This window comes from Streptomyces sp. NPDC060232 (genome assembly GCF_042726555.1).
Lineage (GTDB): Bacteria > Actinomycetota > Actinomycetes > Streptomycetales > Streptomycetaceae > Streptomyces.
Map to the genome: position 1 here is coordinate 721,455 of NZ_JBHXAG010000001.1, position 19,563 is coordinate 741,017.

Annotated in this window: 13 protein-coding genes; 9 read left to right on the forward strand and 4 right to left on the reverse strand. The window is 73.5% G+C overall.

Features of this window, described 5'->3' with window-relative positions:
- Positions 1 to 171 precede the first annotated feature (171 nt).
- The 6 genes from ACFWFZ_RS03290 to ACFWFZ_RS03315 all read left to right on the forward strand — a co-directional run bounded on the left by ACFWFZ_RS03290 (position 172) and on the right by ACFWFZ_RS03315 (position 11,908).
- Entirely contained in the window at positions 172 to 3,366 is a 3,195-nt protein-coding gene (locus ACFWFZ_RS03290) for an amino acid adenylation domain-containing protein (RefSeq protein ID WP_387115790.1), read from the forward strand.
- Positions 3,366 to 5,264, forward strand: coding sequence for a non-ribosomal peptide synthetase (locus ACFWFZ_RS03295; protein ID WP_387115793.1), 1,899 nt, complete (start codon positions 3,366 to 3,368; stop codon positions 5,262 to 5,264). Before ACFWFZ_RS03290 ends, ACFWFZ_RS03295 begins: the two co-directional genes overlap by 1 nt.
- 1 nt (position 5,265) lies before the next feature.
- Positions 5,266 to 7,125 carry a non-ribosomal peptide synthetase gene (locus ACFWFZ_RS03300; protein WP_387115796.1) on the forward strand — a complete coding sequence of 620 codons (1,860 nt, stop codon included), beginning with the start codon at positions 5,266 to 5,268 and terminating at the stop codon, positions 7,123 to 7,125.
- On the forward strand, positions 7,115 to 10,096 hold the full coding sequence (locus ACFWFZ_RS03305) for a condensation domain-containing protein (protein ID WP_387115799.1): 2,982 nt from the start codon (positions 7,115 to 7,117) through the stop codon (positions 10,094 to 10,096). Before ACFWFZ_RS03300 ends, ACFWFZ_RS03305 begins: the two co-directional genes overlap by 11 nt.
- 123 nt (positions 10,097 to 10,219) lie before the next feature.
- A complete protein-coding gene (locus ACFWFZ_RS03310; RefSeq protein WP_387115802.1) occupies positions 10,220 to 11,125 on the forward strand; it encodes a class I SAM-dependent methyltransferase in 906 nt (301 codons plus the stop codon).
- Between the two features lie 42 nt (positions 11,126 to 11,167).
- A complete protein-coding gene (locus ACFWFZ_RS03315) occupies positions 11,168 to 11,908 on the forward strand; it encodes a class I SAM-dependent DNA methyltransferase (protein WP_387115805.1) in 741 nt (246 codons plus the stop codon).
- Positions 11,909 to 12,008: 100 nt separating this feature from the next.
- Here the strand turns inward: ACFWFZ_RS03315 and ACFWFZ_RS03320 are convergent, their stop codons facing one another.
- Positions 12,009 to 14,756: a M4 family metallopeptidase gene (locus ACFWFZ_RS03320; RefSeq protein ID WP_387115808.1), complete on the reverse strand. Its 2,748-nt coding sequence runs from the start codon at positions 14,754 to 14,756 to the stop codon at positions 12,009 to 12,011.
- A gap of 257 nt (positions 14,757 to 15,013) precedes the next feature.
- On the opposite strand from ACFWFZ_RS03320, the gene ACFWFZ_RS03325 reads away from it, so the two are divergent.
- A complete protein-coding gene (locus ACFWFZ_RS03325; protein WP_387115812.1) occupies positions 15,014 to 16,084 on the forward strand; it encodes a hypothetical protein in 1,071 nt (356 codons plus the stop codon).
- 248 nt (positions 16,085 to 16,332) lie between these two features.
- The gene (locus ACFWFZ_RS03330) at positions 16,333 to 17,127 is read left to right on the forward strand and encodes a DUF4328 domain-containing protein (protein WP_387115816.1); all 795 of its coding nucleotides are present in this window, start codon (positions 16,333 to 16,335) and stop codon (positions 17,125 to 17,127) included.
- Between the two features lie 296 nt (positions 17,128 to 17,423).
- Here ACFWFZ_RS03330 and ACFWFZ_RS03335 read toward each other — a convergent pair whose 3' ends face one another.
- Positions 17,424 to 18,251: a S1 family peptidase gene (locus ACFWFZ_RS03335; protein WP_387115818.1), complete on the reverse strand. Its 828-nt coding sequence runs from the start codon at positions 18,249 to 18,251 to the stop codon at positions 17,424 to 17,426.
- Between the two features lie 260 nt (positions 18,252 to 18,511).
- Between ACFWFZ_RS03335 and ACFWFZ_RS03340 the strand changes: the two genes are divergently transcribed.
- Complete coding sequence (locus ACFWFZ_RS03340) at positions 18,512 to 18,658, forward strand: hypothetical protein (RefSeq protein WP_387115821.1); 147 nt, start codon at positions 18,512 to 18,514, stop codon at positions 18,656 to 18,658.
- Between the two features lie 72 nt (positions 18,659 to 18,730).
- On the opposite strand, the gene ACFWFZ_RS03345 is transcribed toward ACFWFZ_RS03340, so the two are convergent.
- Both ACFWFZ_RS03345 and ACFWFZ_RS03350 read right to left on the reverse strand, forming a co-directional pair.
- Positions 18,731 to 18,937 carry a hypothetical protein gene (locus tag ACFWFZ_RS03345; RefSeq protein WP_387115824.1) on the reverse strand — a complete coding sequence of 69 codons (207 nt, stop codon included), beginning with the start codon at positions 18,935 to 18,937 and terminating at the stop codon, positions 18,731 to 18,733.
- A gap of 68 nt (positions 18,938 to 19,005) precedes the next feature.
- Positions 19,006 to 19,503 carry a MarR family winged helix-turn-helix transcriptional regulator gene (locus ACFWFZ_RS03350; protein ID WP_387115826.1) on the reverse strand — a complete coding sequence of 166 codons (498 nt, stop codon included), beginning with the start codon at positions 19,501 to 19,503 and terminating at the stop codon, positions 19,006 to 19,008.
- Positions 19,504 to 19,563 lie beyond the last annotated feature (60 nt).

Sequence of the window (19,563 nt, forward strand, 5' to 3'; positions counted from 1 at the left end):
GCACCCCAGCGCGCCCCCACCCTGCCGCGCGCGCCGTGCCCCCGGGCTTTCCCCCCCCAGCATCCCCGCACGTCCGGGCGGCACCGCGCGACCCGCGAGGCCGCCCGTACGACGGCCGGACACGACCGTGACCGGCACCGGAAACCGACCCGACAACCTCAGGGATCGCCCATGCTTCCCCTCTCCTCCTCGCAGGAGATCGTCTGGCTGCACGAGCAGATGCAGCCCGGCAGCCGCGCCTACAACTTCACCGCCTCACTGGACCTGTGGGGCACTCTCGACGCCGAGGCCCTGCGCCGCGGACTCGCCGCCACCCTGGCACGCCATGCCGGCCTGCGCCTCGAACTCGTCGCCTCCGCCGGCTCCGTACCGGAGCAGCGGGTCGCGGAGCACTGCTCGCCACGGCTGCACACCGTCGACCTCAGCAGCGCGGAGGACCCCGAGGCGGCGTTCGCCCGCCTCCTGCGCACCGAGGCCGAGACACCGCTCGACACCTTCCAGGCACCGCTGATCCGCTGGACGCTCGTACGCCTGGCCGAGCGCCACCACCGGCTGGTCCACGTCGAGCACCACCTGATCCACGACGGCCACTCCTTCGCGATCCTGCTCGACGACGTCTTCCGCGTCTACCGCGCCCACGTCCTCGGCGAGACCCCGGAACTCCCGGCCGCCTCCTCGTACGCGGACCACGTCCAGGCACGGGCCGAGACCGCGTACGCCCCCGCATCGCTCGACTTCTGGCGGACCGAGCTGCGCGACCAGCAGCACGACCTGCCGCTGCCCGGCCTGACGCGTCCCGGCGCCCGCCGCAGGCACCACGGCGGTCAGCTGCGCCAGAGCATCGGCGCCGACCTCGCCGAACGCCTGCGCGGACACGCCCGTACCCGCGGCCTCACCCCCTTCTCCACCCTCCTCGGGCTGTTCGCGGAACTGCTGCGCCGGCACAGCGGCCGCTCCCGCATGGTCATCGGCACCGCCGTCGGCAACCGCCCGCTCGGCTACGAGGACGCCGTGGGCATGTTCGTCAACACCATCCCGCTGCCGCTCACCCTGGACGCCGCCGTCCCCGCGCAGGACACCATGGACGAGGTCACCGACACCCTCATCCGGGCGCTGCCGCACCAGGACGTACCGGTGCAGGAGCTGACCCGGGCACTGGGCATGCACACCTCCGGCGCCGACAACCCGCTCTTCTCCGTCATGTTCAGCGCCCACGACGCGCCCCTGCCCGAGATCGACGTACCCGGCCTCGACATCACCCTCTTCGAGGGCTTCAACACCGGCACCACCCGCTTCGACCTCGACGTGGTCCTGCTCCCGGACGACCGGCGCGGCGTCACCCCGCGCCACGGTGCGCCCGGCATGACCCTCGTCTGGGACTACGACGCGGACCTCCTCGGCGAGGACGTCGCCCGGCTGCTCTCCCGCCGCTTCCTGGACCTGCTCCGCGCCTACCTCGACAGCCCCGAGACCCCGCTGGCCCATCTCGCTCCGGCCGCCGTGGAGCCGGCCGCCGAACCCGTACCCGTCCCGGACGGCCGCGATCCGCTGGATCCCGTGGCCGCGCACCACCCCTCGCAGCCGGCCCTGCTGTGCGGCGCCCGCCGTCTGACCTACGGCGAACTCGACGCCCGCGTCGGCTCGCTCGCCGAGCGCCTGAAGGCCGCCGGTGTCACCCCCGGCCGGCCGGTGGCCGTGGTCCTGCCCCGCGGGACGGACTCCGTCGTCGCCCTGCTCGCCTGCCTGCGCACCGGCGCCGTCTACTGCCCGCTGTCCCCGTCCGACCCGCCGGCCCGCCTCGGCCTGCTGCTGGAGCGGCTCGCACCGGCGCTCGTCCTCACCGGTGACGGCGGCCCGGCCCTGCCGGACGCACTGCCGACCACCCGGATCGACGCCCCGGTACTGCCCCCGGCGCGCGACGGCGCCGTGCTTCCCGGCACCGCGTACGTCATCCACACCTCCGGCTCCACCGGCACCCCCAAGCCGGTCGCCGTCGGGCCCGCAGCCCTGGTGCACCACATGACGGCGGCCGCCGACCGGTTCGGCCTCGTCACCTCCGACCGGGTCCTGATGTTCGCCCAGCCGTCCTTCGACGTGGCGCTGGAAGAGGTACTGCCCACCCTGTACGCCGGCGCGTGCCTGGTCCTGCCCGAGCACGAGGTGCCCACCGGCGCCGAGCTCACCGAACTGCTGGCCTCCGCCCGGGTCACCGTCGCCAACCTTCCCACCAGCTACTTCCTCGCCACCCGCGAGGACCTGCGCCCCGCACTGCGTGACGAGAGCTGGACGCCCCGGCTCCTGGTCCTCGGCGGCGAGCGTCTTCCCACGGAGGCACTGCGCGGCGTCCTCGCCGAGACCGATGCCACCGTCCTCAACGCCTATGGCGTCACCGAGGCGGCCGTCACCTCGACCGTCCACGAGGTCTCCCGCGACGCCCTCGTCGAGGGCGCCGAGATCCCGCTGGGCACCGAACTCCCGGGCGAGCGGATCCACGTACTCGACGCCCACCACCGCCCGCTGCCGACCGGCGCGGTCGGTGAACTCGCCGTCGCCGGACCCGGTCTCGCCGAGGGCTACGCGGGCAATGAGGAGGTGACCGCCGCCCGGTTCGTCACCGTCGACGCCCTCGACGGGCAGCGCGTCTACCTCACCGGCGACCTCGGCTACCGCGGTCTGGACGGCCTGCTCTACTTCCTCGGGCGGCGCGACAACCAGATCAAGCTGCGCGGTCACCGCATCGAACTGGAGGAGATCGAGGCCGCGGCGTCCACGGTGCTGGGCGGCCGGTCCTGCGCCGTCGTACTGGACCGGGAAGGCCCCGGCGGCCCGCGGCTCGTCGGCTTCCTCGAAGACGGGCCCGACGGGGCGGACTTCGACGAGAAGGCCCTCCACGCCGAGCTGGGCCGCCGCCTGCCGGGCCCCCTCGTGCCCGCCCGATGGGCATCGCTCGACACCATGCCGACCCTCGCCGGCGGCAAGCCCGACCGTACGGTCCTCTCCCGCCGGGCGGCGGAACTCGACGCGGACGACACCTGCCACGCGGACGACACCTGCCACGCGGGCGACACCGCCGAGGCCGGGGCCGGAACCGGCCCGGAGCCCTCGCCCGCGGTCACCGCAGCCTCCGACGACCCGATGACGGCGCTGCTCACGGAGGGCTGGAGGAAGGTACTCGGCCACAGCCGGATCGACGCCCGTTCCCACTTCTTCCACAGCGGGGGCCACTCCCTGCTGGCCGCCGAGCTGGCCGCGTGGCTGGAGCCCCGGCTGGGAACGCGCCCGCCGCTGCGGGTGCTCTTCCGCAACCCCGTCCTCGCCGACCAGGCCGAAGCCCTCGCCGCCACCGCCCTTTCCACGGAGTCGTGATGACCCAGTCCCTGACCGCCCCTGCCGCACTCCTCGACGCCGGCGCTCCGCTCAGCGTCGCCCACGGGCCCTCCGCCGAACCGACCGCAGTGCTCGCCCGCTTCGAGGACTGGGCGCGGCGCGCCCCGCAGGCCCCGGCCGTTGTCGACAGCACCCGCATCTGGACGTACCAGGACCTCGACGGGGCGGCCCAACAGGTCGCCGCGGCCCTGGGCGACCGCGTCCGCCCGGGCGACCTGGTCGGCGTCTGCCTCGACCGTTCCACCGCCCTGGTGGCGACCGCCGTGGCGCTCGCCCGGATCGGCGCCGTCTACCTCCCGCTCGGCCCCCGCCCCGGCGAACGCCGCACCCAGGCCGTCACCGAGGACCTCGACGTCGCCTGCCTCATCGGCGACCCCGGACTCCTGCCCGAGGCGCACCGCGGCGGGGAGCACCTCGCGCTGCCGCTGCCCACCGACGGGGTCAACGCCCCCGCCGCCGTCGTGGCCGCCTTCACCGACTCGGTACGCGGCACCCGGCGCGCGCCCGAGGGCGCCCTGTACGCCGTCCTCACCTCCGGTTCCACCGGCCGCCCCAAGGCGGTCGCCGTCGGCGAGGCCTCCCTCTCCGTCGCGCTCGACTGGTACCGGGCCGAGACCGGCCTCGCACCGGGCGACCGCCAGTCCCTGCTGATCGGCGTCGCGTTCGATCCGCATCTGCTGGAACTGTGGGCCGCACTGACCTCCGGAGCCGCCCTCGTCCCGGCGCCGGACGACACCCGCTGGGACTCACACGTACTCACCGGCTGGTGGCGGGACTCCGCCCTCACCCACGCCGTCGCGGCCACCCCGACCGTCGAACCGCTCCTGGACCGGCCCTGGCCGCGGGACCTGAAGCTCCGCCACCTCGTCGTCGGCGGCGACCGCATGCGCCGTCGCCCCGGCCCCGACGTCACCGCCACCGTCCACAACGCCTACGGTCCCGCCGAGGCCACCGTGGTCACCACCACCCACACCATGCGCAGCACCGACCCGGACGCCGGCGTGCAGGCCCCGCCGCCCATCGGCACCGCGCTGCCGGGCGTCACCCTCGTCGTCACCGACGACGACGGCCACCCCGTCCCCCATGGCCAGGACGGTGAACTCCGCGTCGGCGGCCACTGCCTGGCACTCGGCTACCTCGACCCCGAACTCACGGCACGCCGGTTCACCGCACGCCCGCAGGAGCCGGAGCTGGCGTCGACCGACCGCCTCTACCGGACCGGGGACCGGGTGCGGATGAAGGCCGACGGCAGCCTGGACTTCCTCGGCCGCCTCGACGACCAGGTGAAGATCAGCGGGGTGCGGATCGAACTCGCCGAGGTGGAAGCCGCCTTCGAGCAGGACCCGCGGGTACGCACCGCCGTCGTCACCGTGCAGCGCGACAGCTCCGGCCACGGCCGTCTCGTCGCACACCTGCGGCTCGCCGAGGGCGCCGAACCGGCCACCGGGGACCTCCTCGACGCGGTCCGTGCCTGGCTCCCCGAGCAGGCCGTCCCCGGCGGCGTACGGATCGTCGACGGCTTTCCGCTCGACGCCAACGGCAAGGTGGACCGGCCCGCCCTGGCAGCCCGGGTCCCGGCCCCCGCAACCGCCACCGCGGGCGAGCACGCCGACGCCGACACGGACGCCGCCGCCACCGCCACCGAGCGGCTCGTGCTGTCGACCGTACGCGACCTCCTGGGTCGCCCCGGCACCGGCCTCGGCGACAACTTCACCGACGCCGGCGGCACCTCCATCATCGCCGCACGGCTGCTGGAAGCCGTCGAACGCGAGACCGGAGTGCGCCTGCGCGCCCCCGAACTGCTGCGCAGCACCGACCTGCGCGCCTTCGCCGCCCTCCTCGACCAGCGCCGGACCCCGCAGCCGGCCGGAGCCTGACATGACCATCACCATCCCGAAGCCCGCCGATCCGCAGTCCGCCGATCCGCAGTCCGCCGACGCCGGGAACGGCACCGCCCTGCCCGCACTCGTCGCGCGGCATGCCGCACTCACCCCCGACGCCCTCGCCGTCGTGGACGGCGACACCACCCTCACCTACGGCCGCCTGCTCCAGGCCGGCCACGCCCTCGCGGCGCGCCTGCGCGAGCACGACGTGACCCGAGGCGACCGGGTGGCGCTGCTGACGGCACGGTCGTCCCGAACGGTCGTGGCCCAGCTCGGCCTGTGGCTGGCCGGAGCCGTGTGCGTACCGCTCGATCCCTCCCAGCCCCGGCCGCGCACCGACGCGATGATCGCCGACGCGGACGTGACGCTCACCGTCGGCGACGCGAAACTGCTGGAAGCGGCCGCACTCCGCGGACCCGTCCTCGCTCTGCCCGAGGAGCCGCTCACGAGCGGCCGGCCGGTCGACGAGTCCGACCCGGACAGCCCCGCGTTCATCATGTTCACCTCCGGCTCGACAGGCCGCCCCAAGGGCGTCCTGGTGCCGCACCGTGCCATCGCCGAGCTGGTCACGGCGCCCGACTACGTCACCCTCACCGGCCGTGACCGCGTCCTGTTCCACTCGCCCATGACCTTCGACGCCTCGACCTTCGAGGTCTGGGCCGCGCTCGCCAACGGCGCCGCCGTCGTCGTCTGCACCGAACAGCGGCCCACCCTGGAGGACCTCGCCCGGCACGTCGAGCGGCACGGCGTGACGGTGGCGTTCTTCACCACGGCCCTCTTCCACCAGCTCGCCGCGCGCCGCTCCCGCGTCTTCGCCCAGCTCCGCTCGGTCGTCGTGGGCGGCGAGGCGATGGCCGCCGCACAGGCCCGCGAGGTGCTCACCGCCTTCCCCTGGCTCGAACTCGTCAACGGCTACGGGCCGACCGAGACGACCACCTTCGCCACCGCCCACCGGGTCACCGAACGGGACTGCGCAGGACCGATACCGATCGGCAGGCCCATCTGCGGGGCCACGGCGCACGTCCTGGACGCCGACGGCCACCCGGTGGCCGACGGAGACCGCGGCGAGCTGTGGATCGGCGGCAGCAGGCTCGCCCACGGGTACACGGGCCTGCCCGCACTGACCGCCGAGCGGTTCGTCGAACATCCCGCCGCCGCCGGCCGACGGCTCTACCGCACGGGCGACATCGTCTCCCTCCGCCCCGACGGCATCCTCCGGTTCCACGGCCGCAACGACGACCAGGTGAAGGTCCGCGGCTTCCGCATAGAACCCGCCGAGGTCGAGCACGCCCTGCGCCAGCAGCCGGACGTGGACGACGCCGCCGTCACCGTCGACGGCGCCGGCACCCCCGAAGCGCGCCTCGTCGCGTTCGTCGTCGCCGCGCCCGGCCCCGTACCTCCCGGCACTGCGCTGCGCGAACGCCTCACCGCGGTCCTGCCCGCCCACCTCGTACCCGACGCGGTCACCGTGCTGGAGCGGCTTCCCCTCACCCCGGCCGGCAAGGTCGACCGGCGCGCGCTCATCGCACACGCACAAGCCGCCGAAAGCCGGCCCACCGACGAGCCGGCGGCGCGGATGACACCGCTGGAACAGGCCGTCGCCGAGGTGTGGAGCCGGGCCCTGGGCACCGAAGTGACACACGCCGATGCAGAGTTCCTCCTCATCGGAGGCCACTCCCTCCTCGCCCTCGTCGTCACCGAGGACCTGCGCGAGGAACTCGGAGTGGAGATCTCCCTCGCCGACTTCTTCGCCGCGCCGACCGTCGCCGCACAGGCCGCGCTGGTCGAAAGCACCCTCCTGGCCGCCCACGCGGACCTCCACCCCGACACCCCGGAGGACAGCGATGTCCACTGACGCCGACTCCGCGACCCGCGACCGCCGACAGCAACTCCAGCGGGAACTGCTACGCCGGGCCCGCGCCGGTACCGCCCGGGGCACGACCACGGCCGAACCCGCCACCGGCGCGGGCACCGGCCGGGAAGGCCGCACACCGCAGCCCGAGTGCGCCGCGCAGTCCGAGAGCGCGCCGCCGCGGTCCGGATGCGCCCCCCTCTCCCGCGCGCAGCGCCGCATGTGGTTGATGGAGCGGCTCGGCGGCACGGGCGACTCGTACCACGTACCGTTCGCCACCCGGGTGCGCGGCCCCTTCGAGGTGGCCGCGTTCGCCACCGCCCTCACCTCCCTGGTGGCCCGGCACGCGATCCTTCGCACCCGCTACACCGAGCACGGGGGCGAGCCCTGCCAGGAGGTGCTTCCGACCCCGCGGACGGTCCCCGTACACGTCGTCGACACCGACGAGACGCAGGCCCCGGAGCTGCTGCGGCGCGAGACGGCCCGGCCGTTCGACCTCGCGGCCGGCGACGCCGTACGGGCGCTGGTCCTGCGCCACGGACCGCAGGACCACACCGTGCTGCTGACGTTCCACCACATCGCGGTGGACGGGACCTCGTTGGAGACCGTGGCCGCCGAACTCGCCGACCTCTACACGGCGGCCACCGGCGGAACGCCCCCACGCACCCTCGCCGCAGCGCCGCAGTACACCGACCACGCCCGCCGCGAGCACGACAGCCTGCCCGGCTTCGAGGAGGAACTGGAGCGCTGGAGCGAGCTGCTGGCCGACGCCGCCCCACCGCGCCTGCCCCAGCCGGCGGCGCCCGCGCCGCCCACCGCCGTACGTACTGCGGCCGTACGCACCGTGCCCCTCGCATCCACCGTGCCCGACGCCCTGCGGACGCTGGGCGCACAGCGGCAGGCCACGCTCTTCGCGGTGTCGCTGACCGCGGCCTTCGCCGCACTGCACCGCCTCACCGGCGACGACGACCTCGTCATCGGCGTGGCGGGTACCCACCGCAGCGGAACCGCCATGCGCGGCCTGGTCGGCCTCTGCGTCAACACCCTGCCCGTACGGGTGGACCTCTCCGGCGCCCCGTCCTTCACCCAGCTGCTGCGCCGCGTGAGCGACGCGCTCCTCGAAGCCCAGCAGCACCGCCACATCCCCTTCGACCTGGTCCTCGAACGCCTCGGCGCCGGGGCACGAGGCGCCGACGGCACCGCGCTGGTCCGTGTCACCTCCGACGTCCTCGGCGAACCGACGGTGCTGCGGCTGCCGGGTACCTCGGCCGAGTACGTCGACCTCCCCTCCGACGGTGCGAAGTTCAACCTCTCCTACGGCTTGGACCTGGGCGATCCCGCACGGCCCCGGGCCCTCGTCCAGTACGACGCGCACGCCCTGGACGACACCGCGGCGGAGGCGGCCCTACGGGACTACGCGGCCCTGCTCGACGCCGTGGCGGCCGACCCGGAACTCACCCTGGACTCACGGCCCTTCCCCCACTACAGCTCCCCGGAAGAGGCATTCCCGGCCCGTGACCGCCACCCGGCCGCGCAGGCCCTGTGCGCCCACCCGATGGTCGCCGACGCCACGGTGGTCGAGTCCGAGCAGGGGCCGGCCGTGGCCTACGCCGTCCTCCACGACAGCGTCGGCCCGTCCGGCCACGAACTCCTCGGTCTGCTCCGGCGAACGCTCGCCCCCGAGGCCCTGCCCGCCGCGGTCACCCTGCTCGACACGCTGCCGCGCACGGCCGCCGGGGCGGCGGACCACGCCCGGCTGCCCGGGCGGCCGTCCACGCCGAACGCACCGTCCGGCCCCCGCGCCCAGGCGGTCACGGAGGCCTTCGCCGCCGTGCTCGGCCTCCGCCCGTCGCCGGACGAGGACTTCTTCGCGCTCGGCGGCCACTCCCTGAAGGCCGTACAGCTCGCCGAGCGGCTGCGTACGGACCTCGGACTGCCGCTCACGGGCCTCGACGTACTCCAGGCCCGCACGCCGCGGGCACTGACCGCGCTCCTCGACGAACGGGCGGCACGGCAGAGCGCCGCGAAAGCCGCGAGCCGGCCGGCTCCCCGCTCCCGGGAGATCCGCCCGGGCACGGTGCTGGTCACCGGCGCGACAGGCGGTGTCGGCGCGTTCGTGGTGCGTGAACTCGCCGCCCAGGGACGTCCCGTGCTGGCGCTGGCCCGACCCGAGTCCGCCCACCTGATCGCCACCGACGGCGTCGACGTGTTCGAGGGCGACCTCACCGACCTGGCCGGGCTGCGGGAAGCCGTCGCGCAGGCGGACGCGGTCGTCCACGCCGCCTGCACCTTCACCCGGCACGACGTGGACCTGGCGGCGATGGAGACGATGGTCGACGCGTGGCGGCGCGGACCGTTCGTCTTCGTCAGCAGCGTCGACGCCTACGGGCATCCCGTGGCGGCCCGCGTCGCCGAGGAGTCGGCGTCCCACCAGCCCGTCAGCCCGTACGGACAGGCCAAGCTCGACTGCGAGGCCATGCTGCTGCGCGCGGCAGGGACCGAAGGACGCGGCGGCGCCAGCGCCGTACGGTCACCGATCGTCTGGGGCGCCCACGACCGGCTGCGCGAACAGCTGCGCTGGGGCGCGCTCGGCACCCTCTACCAGGCCGCCGAACAGGGCCGGCCTATCGAACTGCCCCGCCCGGGCACCGGCGGACACGCCTGGTTCGGAGCCGCCTGGGTGCACGCGGCCGCCCTGGCCCGCGCGGTGGCCGACTGTCTGGACCGGCCCGTGCACGGCGTCGCCAACGCGTGCAGCGGCCACGTCTCCTGGCACGACCTCGCCCACGACCTCACGGACCTGCTCGGCACCCGGGCGGACCTCCGCGAAACCGACGCGGTACCGCAGGACCTGGACCACCGCTGGCACTACGACAGCACACGCCTGGCCCGGCCCCTGCGCCCCCGGCCGGGCGAGGACCGGCGCACCGTCCTGGCAGAGATGGTCACTGCCACGACACCGGCCACCGCCTGACCCGCCGCCTGCGCCCGGAGCACCGGCACTGCACTCCGGGCGCAGCCGCGGTCCCCCTCCTGCCCAGAGGATGTTCCGGACCGGGGACGGCCGGCAGGAAGGCCGACGGCGTAGGTTGGAGGGATGACGACCACCTCACCGCACGAGGCGTTCCTGCAGGCGTTCCACGCCGAGTACCCGGCAGTGACCGCGGAGGCGTTCGGCCGCGGCCGTGCTCCGGACGGCCGGTCCAGCTATGAGGTCCTGTGCGACCGGGTGGCTGGAAGTCCGCGCGTACTCGACCTCGGCTGCGGCGACGGCGTTCTGCTCGATGTGCTGGCGAGCAGCCCCGGTAGACAGCTGGCGGGAGTGGACCTGTCCGCGCACTCCCTGGCGCTGGCACGACGCCGACCGGCCCTTTCCGAAGCCGCGTTGGCACAGGGGCGTGCCCAGGAGCTTCCGTTCGCCGACGGCAGCTTCGACGCCTGCGTCTCCCACATGGCGCTGATGCTGATGAGCGAGATCGAGCACGTCGCAGCCGAGGTCGCCCGCGTACTGTCTCCCGGCGGGGTGCTGGCATGCGCGGTGGGGGGCGGGGCCGTAGGCGGTGAGGCCTATGAAAGGTTCCTCACGCTGTTGCGGCGCACGATCGAAGAGGCGCCGGCCTCACAGCGGATCCCGGCGATGGGGGACAGGAGGACACGGAGCCGTGAGGGGCTCGACGAAGTCCTCGGCCCCGCAGGCTTCGCAGCGGTCGACTGGGAGAGCGTTCCCATCGATCTGAGCGGACCCGTGGAGCAGGTATGGGCCGCTGTTTCCGGCCTTTATGATCTCGGCCCGCTCGATCGCCCGACTGTGGAGCGGCTGCGCAACGCGTTCTTCGCCGAGGTCGCGGACATGACGACGCCCGACGGGAACGTCCCCTGCGCCTTCAGGGTCCACCTCGCAACGACACGCCTGTGCCAGCCGGCTGCGCCCACGGAACCCGCCCGTTCCATCGCCGTCAAGGACCGAGCGGAGTCCGCTGACGCGGCGTGGCTCCGGGCGTAAACCAGTGGACGGCCCCCGGCGCGCCCGGCAGAGTGGTCGCCCGTGACGAGCAGTGAGCTGTGGACCGCCGCGACCGCCGACCGCTATGACGCCGAGGAGCGCGAGATGTCCTCGGCCGCCGTTCTCGGCCCGACCCTCGACTTCCTCGCCGAACTCGCAGGCGACGGCCGGGCGCTGGAGTTCGCCGTCGGAACCGGACGAGTCGGCGTCCCGCTCCGGGAACGCGGCGTGCCCGTCGTGGGAATCGAACTGTCCGAGCCCATGGCAGCGGTCCTGCGGCGCAAGATCGACGAGGACGTGCTGCCTGTCACGATCGGCGACATGGCCACGACCGTCGTCCCTGGCATGTTCACCCTGGTTTACCTCGTCTACAACACGATCACGAACCTTCTCACGCAGGACGAGCAGGTCGAGTGCTTCCGCAACGCCGCCCGTCACCTGGCACCCGGCGGCCGGTTCGTCATCGAGCTCGGCGTGCCGCCCCTTCGCCGCCTGCCGCCCGGGCAGGTCGCCGTGCCCTTCGACATCTCCGAGAGGCATCTCGGCTTCGACACCTTCGACCTGGTCGGGCAGGTCCTCGTCTCGCACCACCTCACCCGCGACGGCGACGACGGCCCCTACCGCCGCGACCAGTCCCGGCACCGGTACGCGTGGCCGGCGGAACTCGACCTGATGGCACGGATCGCGGGGCTCGAACTGGAACGGCGCGTCGCGGACTGGGACGGAGCGCAGTTCACCCAGGACTCCGAGAAGCACGTCTCCGTGTGGCGCAAGCCGGCCTGAGGCACTCTCCGCGGTCCGGTGACCGACTCGGTGGCAACCGTCCCGGCACGCGGACGGGGCCGACGGCACAGCCGTCGGCCCCCTCTCTCGGCGGTGTGGATCAGCAGGTGCCGGCGGGGCGTTCCCGGACCACCAGGTCGGTCGAGCCGGTGGTCGCGTCCAGCCAGGCCACCTGACGGCCCGCACCGGCCGCCGGGTAGTTCTGCTCACCGCGGTTGCAGGAGACCCGCTCGCGGCGCGAGCCGTCGGTCGTCAGCTGCCACAGCTTGGGCAGAGAGTCGTTGCGGTAGCGCGTGTCGGGCGTCCGGGCGACCAGGGTCAGCGCGTCCTGCGAGACCGTCAGGTCGGAGGCCATGAAAGCGCCCGGCTTGTGCTCGCTGCTGACGAGGAAGGCGCCGCGGCCGTCCAGGCCGGAGCTGACGACCGACGTCAGGCCGCCGTCACTCTCGTCGCTGTCCGCCAGCCAGAACACGTTCTTGCCGTTGATACCGGTCTGGCCCAGGCTCACCGGCTCGTCGAGCTGCTCGGTCATGACCGCCTTGCCGGTGGCCAGGTCGACGACCTCCACGCCCAGCCGGTAGGAACCGTCCTGCGGGTACAGCTTCGCGTAGGCGATCTTGTTGTCGCTGATGGAGGGCAGAGCGGTCAGGGTGGTCCACTTCTTCCCGTCGGTGAAGACGGGCGCCTTGTCGGAGGGCCGCATGTAGCCGACGTGCCGGCCGCCGAGGATGTCGTACTCCTCGAACACGACCGTGTTCTTCTGCACCCGCAGGCCCGCGACGCCGGTCGTCGAGGTGTAGAGCGTCTTGACCGGGCCGCCGGCCACGGGGCGGGAGAGCACGTCGACCGACTTCGGACCGTACGCCGTCCACACCACGGTCTTGCCGTCCGTCGCCGGGGCGGTGTGGTAGCGGCCGTCGTTGGGGCTGACCACCTTCGGCGCGCCCTTGCCGTCCAGCCGGCCGGCGTAGACCGAATAGGGCTCGGAGCCGTCGTCGTTGGACTTCGAGGCCGTCCACCAGCCGCCGCCCGCACCGACCCCGGAGTCGGTGGTGTTCAGCGTCCCGAAGAGGGTGTCGCTGTCGACGCCGAGGGCCTGCTCCCAGCCCGGGACGATGCCGTGGGCGTTGAAGGACCGCTTGACGGTGTTCTGCTGGGCGGAGGACGCGCCCAGCGCCTTGGCCGCTGCGAGCACCGCGCCCCGGGCCTCGGTGAACCCGTCGATCGGCGTCATGTACTCGGTGACGGCCTTGTACACGATCTTGTCGGCGAGTTCCCCGCCCAGGTCCTCGCGCATGTCCCACAGCGCCCCGGAGAAGATCGTGGAGTTCAGGTGCACGCCGCCGTTGTCGGTGGCGAACGACACGCCCAGGAAGCTCTTCGAGGTGGTGGCCCCGTCGTTGAGGTCGCGCAGCGCGCAGTCGGCGGCGGCCTTCGTGCGGCACAGGTCCTCGCCGATCAGGCCGGCGGCCGGATCGCTCATCGGCGTGCCGCTCGCGGTGACGTCGATGGCGTTGCCGAAGTAGTCGGCCAGGGCCTCGTTCAGGGCGCCGGACTGGCCGGCGTAGACCAGGTTCGCCGTGTGCTCGATGACCCCGTGGGTCATCTCGTGGCCGACGACGTCCGTGTCGGCCGACATCGGCTTGTACTCCGCGTCGCCGTTGCCGTAGACCATCTTGGTGCCGTCCCAGAACGCGTTGGCGTAGGGAAGGCCGTAATAGGTCACGCCGACGAGGGAGTTGACGGCTCCGCCGGCCCCGTCGAGGCTGTCGCGCCCGAAGTTCTTCTTGTAGAAGTCGTAGACCTGGCCCGCGTTCCAGTGGGCGTCCACGGCTCCCGAATCCGTCGCCGCCCCGCCGAAGGTGGTGTTCGGGGAGGAGAACATCGTGATGCCGGAGGGCCACCGGCCCGATGTCTCCGACACCGACTTGCCCCGGGCGTCCCACGTGGACAGCAGGTTCTTGGACGTGGCGCGCATCCGGCCCGCGTCCGCCAGGAGGTAGTTCCCGGCCGCCGGATCGTAGGCGATGTCCAGCGAGGCCGCGGCGCCGCCCAGCCGGGTGCCGGCCCCGGTCTCCGGCACCAGGTTCGCGGGAGCGGCCGGCGGCCCGTCCGCCGTCGCGCCTTCCGCGGCCCCACCGGCCGTCCGCGCGGCGGCCGCAGGAGCCGCCAGCGTCTTCAGCGCGCTGTACTGGAGCGCCGGGTAGCCCGACCGGGCGTCCACGTACACCTCGTCCACGACCGGCGCGCCGGTGCCGGGCGCGGTGCCGCGTACGGTGACGCGGTAGGCGAGTACGCCGGCCCCCTTGGGCAGGACGACGAGCCCCTTGGCCTCGCCGGTCATGCCGGTGGCTGCCGGATCACCCGCCTCCGACCGGGGCGCCCGGCTCTTGTCGAGGGTGGCTCCCAGTCGGCGGGCCGTGGCGGCCACCGCGCGGCGGACCGCGACGTCCTCGGCGACCTGGGGGGTGACGTCGGTGCTCAGGGTTGTGAAGTAGTGCCCCGAGGTGCCGGTGACGACGCGTTTGCCGTCCTGCTTCTGCATGCGCACCACGTACTGGCCGCCCAGGACGTCGACTCCGCGGTGCCTCTGCTGCAGCCGGACCGTCTCGTCCTTGGACCCGGTGGCCGTCGCCGACAGGGGGACGAGGTCGCTGCCCGCCCGCGGGATCTTGTAGCGGCTCTTGTTCGCCGCGAGGTGTCCGCGTGCCGCGTCGGCCGGAGCGGCCTTGGCGTCCACGGACTCCCGTATGCCCTCGACGAGCACCGGGGTCGCGGTGTCCTGGCCGGGGATGACGTTCGAGGGGCCGGGGTCGGCGGCCCACGCCGGCGACGCCTGCAAGGTCATCGCGACGGCCAGTAGAACCGCGATTCCTCCGGCGGATCGGAGCTCTTTCCGCCATATCCGTCGGGCGGTCGGGGTCGGAGCCGACGAACCTGCGCTGAACTTGGGCAAGGGGTCTCCTCAACCATGAGTGCCTGATGCGTTGCTGTCAGTCGCCGCCATGCAAGCGCCGTGGGCGGCTCGCGACCAGAGCCCCGGCCCCCTCAGAAGTGGACATGCACGGTTGTGGGGGCCCTGTGAAGGCGGTCAAAATCCCCGGCATGATCGAAACCGACTCGCACGACCGGACTCCGGCCCGCACACAGGACGACAGCAGGGCGGTGATCCACCCGGGCTCCGCCCCGGCCTCCGATCCGCCGTCCGCCATGACGGCCTCCGACCCGGCCGCCGTACTGCGCGTACTCATCCAGCGCCGGCAGGCCCTCCTGCACCGGGAATCGGCGGAGTTGAAGTCCCTGCGCACCTACGCCGACAGACTGGCCCACGAGCTGCCGCCGCCTGCCTTACCCGTCGGACCCCCGCCCGGCATCGAGATCGTCACCGGCGCCGAAGCCGTCGGAGCCCGCCTCGACAGCATGCTCGACTCCGCCGAGACGGAGGTGCTCGTACTCGACCGCGGCGCGCTGACGGCGCCTCGGTGCGGTGACGTCGGGGATGCCGAGGAGACGGCGGAGACGGGGGAGGAGACGGGGGAGGCAGGGGCAGCCGGGGAGGCGAGGGAGGTGGGGGAGGCGGGCGCGGGCCGTATCCGCCGTCTCCTGGCCCGTGGTGTGACCGTACGGACCGTCACCGACCGGCGCGGCACCGACTTCCCCGAACGGGCCGGGGCGCTGGTCGCCCTCACCCGACTCGGCCTCCACGCCCGGATCGGACAGCGCCTGCCCACGGGCCTGGTCCTCGTGGACCGGCGCATCTGCCTGCTGCCCCCACAACCCTCCGACGCCGAGGGAGCCGACGGAGCGGCCCTGGTCTTCGGCGACTCCCTGGTGCACCGCGCCGCTCTACCGCTGTTCGAATCCCTGTGGGCACGCGCCACCCCCGTCGGCAGCCCTGGCAGCCCCCTCACCGCGGACCAGCGGGTACTCCTCGGGCTGCTCGCCTCCGGCCTGAAGGACGAGACCATCGCCCGCCGGCTCGGCGTACACGTACACACCGCCCGCCGCCGGATCACCCGCATGCTGGAGGAACTGGATGCCGACACCCGCTTCCAGGCCGGCGTCCAGGCCGCCATCCGCGGCTGGCTGCAACCGCTCCCCGCCCCGAACGGCGCCCCCGAGCCCCTGGGCACCCCCAGCCCGACCCCCGACGGGACGGCCCCCCTGCGCCGCTGAAGCGCTGTGCCCACTCACGACAATGGCCGCAGGCGCCCCCCAGAGGCGGTGCGCGCCGATGCGCATGCCTGCCCGAGCGCGCGGCGTTCCACGAACACCGCCGGGCCACCTTGCCCATGCGCCTACGCTCTGACCAGCAGAAACTGTCTGGACTCCGGGCATGCGACCGGCATATGTTCTCCGGGGCCCCCGCCCGTCGGGCTGAGGCCGGTCCGCATGCCATCCGTTCCCGTGGGGGGTCCACCGTCGTGTCCTTCAGCCCGCCCGGCTCACCGCCGCCTCCGCAGCCGTTCCCGCAGCCCGGCCCGGCCCCGTACCAGGCCCCTCAGCAGCACCACCCCTACCCGGGCGGGCCTGTCCACGCGGCTCCGCCGGTGCCCCAGGGCGAGTTGCGCTCCCCGAACGGCCTTGCGACGGCCCTGACCTGGCTGCTCGGCGCCACCTCCGCCGTGTACCTGTTCTCCGCCGGCGCCGGTGCGTACGAGCAGTCGTGGATGGGAGGGTTCACGGGGGAGACCCACTTCGACGACCTCGAACTCGGTCTGTCACCCGCGCTCACCGTCATCGCCGGACTGCTTCAGATGCTCACGATGCTGCCCACCGTCGTCGTCTTCATCGTCTGGTTCCACCGTGTCCGCGGCAACGGCGGCATCTTCCGCCCCGATGCCTTCACCCTGGGCCGCGGCTGGGCCATCGGCGCCTGGTTCATCCCCGTGGCGCACCTGTTCCTGCCCTACCGGATCGCCCGGCAGACCTGGCGGGCCAGCACCCAGCGCGGCCCCGACGGCTCCGACCGCACGGCGCCCGCCGCGCTGCTGACGTCCTGGTGGGTCGTCTGGGTCCTCGCGGCGATCGTGGGCCGCGTCTTCAGCCGGCTCTACATGGAGGCCGAGACCGTGGACGAGCTGCTCGGGGTGGGGAAGCTCGGAATCGTCGCGGACCTGGCCACCATGATCGCGGGCGTGCTCGCCGTCCTCTTCGTCCGCAGGCTGACGGCGATGCAGAACACGATGGCGACGGAAGGCCCGTACGCGCGGGCCTGACGGGGCCTGCGACCCATCACTGCCGGCACTGCCGGCACTGCCGGGTCGGCCCGCGGCGGCGCCGACCGCGAACTCGCCCCATGCGCCCCCGCCGCCGCCCCGGGCGGCGGCGAAGCGAGCACCGATCGGTCCGGGAGGCCGGGGAGGCCGGGAGGCCGGCAACCGGGAGCGCCGGGACATCACCCCGGCCGCGGCGCGGGCGGTGGGGCCGTTGCCGGGGCACCGCCGGAGGGCGTCGGCCGGCAGACCCCGCACGTCCCCTGCGATCCCTTGCGCAGGCGTAACCTCGTCGACCCTCAGGCGTCGCGCCTGATGGTCTCCCGGATCCAGCCGGCGTAGGCGGGAACACTGCTGTAGAGGCCCGGCCCCTTGGAGCACGCGACGCCGGGGGCGCCGGGCCCCGAGGTGACTCCGAGCAGTTCCCACCGCCCGTGCATGCCCCTCTGCAGCTGCGGACCTCCGGAGTCGCCGAAGCAGGCCATGGCGTCAGGGACGCGGCCGATGGTGCACAGCCGGGTCCGGTCGGCGTAGCCGGGGGCGCACTCGGCGTCGGAACCCCTGCGGACCGCCAGCTCCTGCAGACGGTCCGCGAACCTCAACTCCGTGTCGGAGGTGGTGCCGAACCCCAGGATCCGGGTCGGGGTCCCCGGCTGACCGGCCCGCTGCGCGAGGCGGATCGGCTGCTGGGCGACGGGGCGGTCGAGGCGGACCAGGGCGATGTCGTCCTTGTTGGCGCCTGTGCCGGCGCCGTTGACGTAGCCGGGGTGGACGACGATCCGGTCGATGGCCCGGACGGTCCCGCCGGACTTCCGGTGGTCGCTGCCGACACGGACGACACCGTCGAGCACGAGCTGGTCACCCCACACGCAGTGGGCAGCCGTCAGCACCCACTGCGGATCGATCAGCGATGCCCCGCAGTTGCCGTCGTGCACCCCGGCCGCCGGGGCCGACTCCGGGATCATCGCCATGAAGGGGTACCGCTCGGTGGCATCACCGCCGTTGACGATCGCTCCGGCGCTGCCGCCCGTCAGCGTGCCGCACACCGCGGCGGCGAGAACAGTGACGACGGCGGCACGACCCGCGCGGGCCCGTACCGATTGCACAGGGGACACAGAACACTCCATTCCATGGGGGATTTCGGATGTGTCCAGCCTGCTGAGTCAAGATCGATCCGCCCATCGGGGCACCGGGACGATGAACAGACCAGGCAGCGGCACCGCGGTGGTGGGGAGAACCCCACCACGTGCCCCCGTGGTCGAGGCCCTGGCCCCGAGCGCGGGGGAGCGGGGACCGCTGCACGGGCTGTGGAGCGTAGTGGCCACGCTCTGGCATGACTCCCGCGGAGCGGGGCACGAGCGGTGACAGAAAACCTCAAGGAGGAGCCATGTCAGCGCTGTTGACCCGTATCAGGCAGTTCGCGCGCAGTCCGCAGGGGCAGCGGGCCGTTGCCGCCGCCCGTCGAGCCGCCGGCGACCCCCGCAACCGGGCGCGAACCGGTCGCCTACTGGAGCGGCTGCGCCGGCGGCGGTGAACCGGGGATGCCCGCGTACGGCTGCCCGGCCGAGGTGACCAGGCCCCGGCCGGGCTCCGGGCTGCAGCGGTCTCACCGACCGCCGTGAGGGTCGACCGGTGCATGCCGGTCGGGCCACGGCCGGGTGCGGAACCGCGCCGCGCGCAGCCGGTTGGCCTCGCGTCCGAGGCGCACCGGAGGCTCTTCGGAGGCGTCGACGTCTCCCCTCTGGACGCGCAGTTCGTCCGGGACGACGGCAGCGTCGACACCGTCGGCATGCAGGTGGCGCTCAGTGGTCACCGGCTTGCCGGGCAGGGCGACACCGTCGTCGGCGGTGACGCCTGGTCCGGCTACGACACGGTCGCGCTTCAGCGGCGCACCAGGTCGAGGCGGCGGTTCATCTCCGCGAGGAAGCGTACGACGGTGGCGAGTTCGTCGGCGCTGAACTGACGACGTGCGGTGTCGGTGGCCTCGGCGAGGGGGCGGAAGTAGTCACGGGCCGCGGTCCGGCCGGCCCGGGCGTAGTGGAGGTGGACCACCCGGCGGTCGTCCTCGGCGCGGACCCGGTGGATATGGCCGGCTTTTTCGAGCCGGTCCAGGCAGGCGGTGACGGCGCCGGAGGTGAGGTTCATCCGCTTTCGCAGCCGGCCAGGGGTCATCGGGCCCGGTTCGGTGTCGTCCTGGTCGGCGTCGAGGATGGCGATCAGAGCCTGTACGTCGGTCAGGTGCAGGCCCTGCGCCTGGGCGAACTCCTGGGTGATGCGGTTGAACTCCCCGTTCATGTGACGCAGCAGGACGGCGAAGGACTGCAACCCGATCGGGTCCTGGGGCGGAAGGGTCTGGGAGGGTTCGTCGGCGCTGCGCATACCCTCAGCATAAGATCTCTCAATGATTGAGATACTTTATCGCTGACATAGTCGGTGTGT

Bases quoted from the DNA above. Each gene is read 5' to 3' on its own strand.
- ACFWFZ_RS03320 (WP_387115808.1), bottom strand. From the start codon at position 14,756: ATGACCTTGCAGGCGTCGCCGGCGTGGGCCGCCGACCCCGGCCCCTCG.
- ACFWFZ_RS03335 (WP_387115818.1), bottom strand. From the start codon at position 18,251: ATGGAGTGTTCTGTGTCCCCTGTGCAATCGGTACGGGCCCGCGCGGGT.
- ACFWFZ_RS03305 (WP_387115799.1), top strand. From the start codon at position 7,115: ATGTCCACTGACGCCGACTCCGCGACCCGCGACCGCCGACAGCAACTC.
- ACFWFZ_RS03295 (WP_387115793.1), top strand. From the start codon at position 3,366: ATGACCCAGTCCCTGACCGCCCCTGCCGCACTCCTCGACGCCGGCGCT.
- ACFWFZ_RS03290 (WP_387115790.1), top strand. From the start codon at position 172: ATGCTTCCCCTCTCCTCCTCGCAGGAGATCGTCTGGCTGCACGAGCAG.
- ACFWFZ_RS03350 (WP_387115826.1), bottom strand. From the start codon at position 19,503: ATGCGCAGCGCCGACGAACCCTCCCAGACCCTTCCGCCCCAGGACCCG.
- ACFWFZ_RS03340 (WP_387115821.1), top strand. From the start codon at position 18,512: ATGTCAGCGCTGTTGACCCGTATCAGGCAGTTCGCGCGCAGTCCGCAG.
- ACFWFZ_RS03310 (WP_387115802.1), top strand. From the start codon at position 10,220: ATGACGACCACCTCACCGCACGAGGCGTTCCTGCAGGCGTTCCACGCC.
- ACFWFZ_RS03300 (WP_387115796.1), top strand. From the start codon at position 5,266: ATGACCATCACCATCCCGAAGCCCGCCGATCCGCAGTCCGCCGATCCG.
- ACFWFZ_RS03325 (WP_387115812.1), top strand. From the start codon at position 15,014: ATGATCGAAACCGACTCGCACGACCGGACTCCGGCCCGCACACAGGAC.